We start from the raw sequence: 5,130 nt of genomic DNA on the forward strand, positions 1-5,130 counted from the left end.
CGGTTGCAATCGCAGCGGAGATCCGCTGCGTATCGGTTCGCTCAAGTCGAATATCGGACACACCTCCGCCGCAGCCGGCATCGGCGGTGTGATCAAGATGGTGCAGGCATTGCGACACGAAATGCTGCCCGCAACACTGCATGTCGATGCTCCGACCCCGCATGTGGACTGGTCGGCAGGATCGGTGCGGCTACTCACCACGGCAGAGCCGTGGCCGGCAGGAGAGCGGGTGCGTCGCGCCGGTGTGTCCTCTTTCGGCGCCAGCGGTACCAACGCTCACCTGATTCTGGAAGAGGCCCCCGCTCTGGCGGCGGCGCCTGCCGAACCGGAAGGCGATGCCGCCGATCGTGGTGCGAAGGCCGTGACCTCCGCTGTCTCCCCATGGCCGGTATCGGCGAAAACCGAGGAAGGCCTGCGTGCGCAGGCGGCCAAATTGCTGCAATGGGTGACCGAACACCCCGACCTGACAGTCGACGATATCGGCTATTCACTGTTGACGAGCCGCGCTCAGCTGGACTGGCGGGGCACGGTGGTGGGCGACAATCGGGACACGATGCTCGCCGGACTGAGCGCGCTGGCCGAACACGGATCGGCGAGCTCCGCCGGTGGCGTGACGGCGGGGCAGGCGGTGCCGCGTAAGGCAGCCTTCCTGTGCACTGGACAGGGCGCGCAGCGGGTCGGGATGGGGCGTGAACTGTACGAGGCGTTCCCGGTGTTCGCTTCCGCATTGGATGAGATCTGTGCGCAGTTCGATCCACTACTGGGCGGTTCGCTCAGGCAGTTGATGTTCACCGGTCAGCTGGTCGATGGTGGTCCTGACAATGCCGATGCCAGTGTGCTGAATCGGACCGAGTTCACCCAACCCGCGCTGTTCGCGTACGAAGTCGCGCTGTGCCGACTCTTGAACTCATTCGGTGTGACACCTGATGTCCTGGCCGGACATTCGATCGGTGAGCTGGCCGCCGCGTATATCGCCGGTGTGTGGTCGCTACCGGACGCGTGCCGGCTGGTCGCGGCGCGTGGTCGCCTCATGGGGCAGCTGCCGGAAGGCGGCGCGATGCTGGCCATCGCGGCGAGCGAGCGCGAGGTATGCGATGCGCTCGTCGACGATGCGCACCGAGTGTCCATCGCCGCGGTGAATTCACCTGGAGCCGTGGTGGTTTCCGGCGACGAGGACGCGGTGACGGCACTCGAGCAGAGGTTTGCCGACCGTGGGCGGAAGACATCGCGGTTGACGGTGTCGCATGCGTTCCACTCGCACCGGATGGATGCGATGCTGGCCGAGTTCGAGTCTGTCGCACGGGATGTGACCTACCATCGCCCGCAGACTCCACTGGTATCGAATCTCTCCGGCCGGATCGCCGGCAATGAAGTGCTGGAACCCGCTTACTGGGTACAGCAGGTGCGGGCGACCGTTCAGTTCGCTCAGGGCGTGGACACCCTCGCGGCCTCGGGCGTGCGTCGATTCCTGGAAATCGGTCCGGATGCGGTGCTCACGGCCATGACCCGGCAATGCCTGCCGGAAGATATCGAAGCGCAGTCGTTGGTGGTCGCCGCAGCACGTCGAGGGCACGCCGAGGTCGAGCAGTTCGTGAACTGCTTGGCGCACGCGTACACGGTCGGTGTCGATGTCGACTGGCGGGCGTTCTTCGCCGGCCGCTCGGTCTCGCGAGTGTCGTTGCCCACCTACGCTTTCCAGCGCCGTCGCTACTGGCTAGCCCCCGCTGCCGGCACGGCCGGTGTCGAATCCGTGGGTTTGGGTGCGGTGGAGCATCCGTTGCTGGGCGCGGTGGTGTCGGTGCCCGAGTCCGGTGGCGTGCTGTTGACCGGCCGATTGTCGGTAGCGACACAGCCCTGGCTGGCCGACCATGCGGTGGCCGGGTCGGTGTTGTTGCCGGGCACCGGGTTTGTCGAGTTGGCGTTGCGTGCCGGCGCCGTGACCGGGTGCCCGGTGATCGAGGAATTGACGCTGCAGGCGCCGCTGCTGCTGCCCGCGGCGGGCGGTGTGCAGATCCACGTCGTCGTCGGCGGGCCCGAACATGAGTCCCCGCAGCGGCCGATATCGATCTACTCCCGCGATGAACACGACCGCGACGAACAGTGGGTACTGAACGCGCGGGGCCTGCTGACCACCCGCGACGACATGACCGAACGCGAACCGGTCGCATGGCCGCCGGCCGAGTCGAGTGGTATCGATATCGCTGCCGCGTACCCGGAGCTGCTGGCGCGTGGTTACGACTTCGGTCCGGCGTTCCAGGGTGTGCGGGCGCTGTGGCGACGCGGTGCGGAGGTGTTCGCCGAGATCGCCGTCGATGTGGACACCGGGGTGCGAGGCGAAGGATTCGGCATCCATCCGGCACTGCTGGATGCCGCCCTGCACGCGGGAGTGTTGGCCGGTGTGCTCGAAAGCATTGCGGGAAAGCCGGATTCACCGTTCACGGTCGCGGCCGGGCAGGTCGTACTGCCGTTCTCGTGGGAATCGGTGTCGCTGCACGCGGCCGAGGCGTCGGTGCTGCGCGTACGTCTGACCCCGACCGGATCGTCGGTGTCGGTGTCGGTAGCCGATGAGCAGGGACAGCCGGTGCTGTCGGGATCGGTGCAGACCCGGCCGATGCCACTCGGACAACTCGCCGCGGCTGCCGCAGGCGTGGCCGATCCGGTACTGGAACTGGTGTGGTCGCCGACCGCGTCCGGGGCCGCGGTGGTGGATGTAACACCTCGAGATGGGGGTGTGGGGTGGTGGGACCTGGATCCGGAGTCGCCGATACCCCCGGTGGTGGTGATCGAGGCCGGGTTCGGGTGGAACGGACACACCGGCACCGACGTGGTGACCGCCACCCATACCGAAGTCGTGCGGATCCTCGAGGTGGTACAGGCATGGCTCGAGCAGGACCGGTTCGCCTCCAGCACCCTGTTGATCGCCACGCGCGGCGCGGTCGCGCTGCCCGGTGCAGACCTCACCGACCTCGCCGGTGCCGCGGTGTGGGGTTTGGTGCGTACAGCGCAGACGGAAGATCCGGGCCGAATCGTCTTGGTCGATGCGGACACCGGCATCGACGAGCAACTTGCGGCCACTGTCATGGCCGTGGGCGAACCCCAGGTGGTCGTGCGCGCCGGAGTCACACATACCGCTCGGCTCACCCGACCCGCGACCACGGTGCCATCCGTACCGGGCGATGCTTCCGCCTTCGGCACGGGAACGGTGCTGATCACCGGCGGCACAGGTGGTTTGGGCGCGGTGGTGGCTCGGCATGTGGTGGCTGAGCACGGGGTGCGGTCGTTGCTGCTGGTCAGCCGCAGCGGTCCGCGGGCCGAGGGTGTGGCACCGCTGTGCGCCGAGTTGGCGCAATTGGGTGCACAGGTGCACGTGGTGGCCTGTGATGTCACCGATGCCGACGCGGTGGCCGGGTTGCTGGCCGAAGTACCCGCCCAGTGGCCCTTGACGGCTGTGATCCATGCCGCGGGTGTGCTGGACGACGGGGTCATTGCGTCGTTGACCGCAGAGCGGGTGGACGCGGTACTGGCTCCGAAGGTGGACGCTGCCTGGCATCTGCACGAGGCGACCGCGGAGCTGGATCTGGCGGCGTTCGTGGTGTTCTCCTCGGTATCGGGCACGGTCGGTGGACCCGGACAGGGCAACTACGCCGCCGCGAACACCTTCCTCGACGGGCTGGTGGCGCACCGGCGAGCACGGGGGCTGGCCGGCCAATCGCTGGCGTGGGGTATGTGGGCACGCTCGAGCGGTATGACCGGACATCTGGGTGAGACCGATGTGGCCCGAATGAGTCGAGGCGGCTTCCTCGCGATTTCGGATGAGCAGGCGTTGGCCGGATGGGATGCGGTACTCGAACGGGACGGGGCACATGCGGTGATCGCCGTGGTGGACACCGCCGCGATCCGCGCCCGAGCCGATGCCGGACTACTGCCACCGTTGCTGCGGGAGCTGGCGCCGGCGGCGGCCCGGCGCCCGGCGGCGACTTCGGCGGTAGTGTCGGGTCTGCGGCAGCGGTTGGCCGGTTCGGACGCCGATCGGCAGCGGCAGGTGGTGCTCGATACCGTGCGCACGCACGTCGCGGCCGTGCTCGGTCATGACGGTGCGTCCGCGATCGATCCCGATCGCGCGTTCCAGGACCTCGGCCTCGATTCGCTGGGCGCCGTCGAGTTGCGCAACCGACTCAAAACCGCCACTGGCCTGTCGCTTTCGGCCGCGGTGGTCTTCGACTATCCGACTCCGCAGACTCTCGCCACCTACCTGGCCGGCGAGCTCACCGGCACCGGGCGGGACGTCGCGGTCACTGCCGCCAAAGCTGTTGACGACGAACCGATTGCGATCGTCGGTATGGCCTGCCGGTACCCGGGGGGTGTCGATTCGCCTGAGGCTCTGTGGAATTTGGTCGTAGACGGGACCGACGCGACGTCGGAATTCCCCGTGAACCGAGGTTGGGATATCGGACGTCTCTACGATCCCACCGGCGAGACACCGCACACCTCCTACACGCGTAAGGGCGGCTTCCTGCACTCGGCCGGCGAGTTCGATCCGGCGTTCTTCGGTATCAGCCCCAATGAAGCCGCAATGATGGATCCGCAGCAGTTTCTGCTGCTGGAGACCTCATGGGAGGCGTTGGAGCGGGCCGGTGTCGATCCCACCGTGCTGCGTGGCAGTTCGACCGGGGTCTTCACCGGGATGATGTATCACGACTATCCGGCCAATGCGAACGTGGGATCCATCGCTTCCGGTCGAGTCTCGTATGTGCTCGGTCTGGAAGGGCCGTCGGTCACCGTGGATACGGCATGTTCGTCATCGCTGGTGGCAATGCATCTGGCCGCGCAGTCGTTGCGGTCGGGCGAATCCGATCTGGCCTTGGCCGGTGGTGTGGCGGTGATGGCGACGCCTGAGGTATTTGTCGAGTTCAGTCGACAGCGGGGGCTTTCGCCGGACGGGCGGAGTAAGTCGTTCGCCGATGCCGCCGATGGTGTCGCCTGGTCCGAGGGGGCCGGTGTGTTGGTGTTGGAGCGGTTGTCCGACGCTCGCCGCAATGGTCATCAGGTTTTGGCGGTGATGGCTGGTTCGGCGGTGAATCAGGATGGTGCGTCGAATGGTTTGACCGCGCCGAATGGTCCGTCGCAGCG

Annotated in this window: 1 protein-coding gene; it reads left to right on the forward strand. The window is 67.1% G+C overall.

The window, feature by feature from the left end:
- On the forward strand, positions 1-5,130 hold a 5,130-nt coding region (locus ABZW16_RS42945; protein WP_354961917.1), incomplete at both ends, for a type I polyketide synthase.

It is taken from the genome of Nocardia sp. NPDC004604 (assembly GCF_040609795.1).
Lineage (GTDB): Bacteria > Actinomycetota > Actinomycetes > Mycobacteriales > Mycobacteriaceae > Nocardia.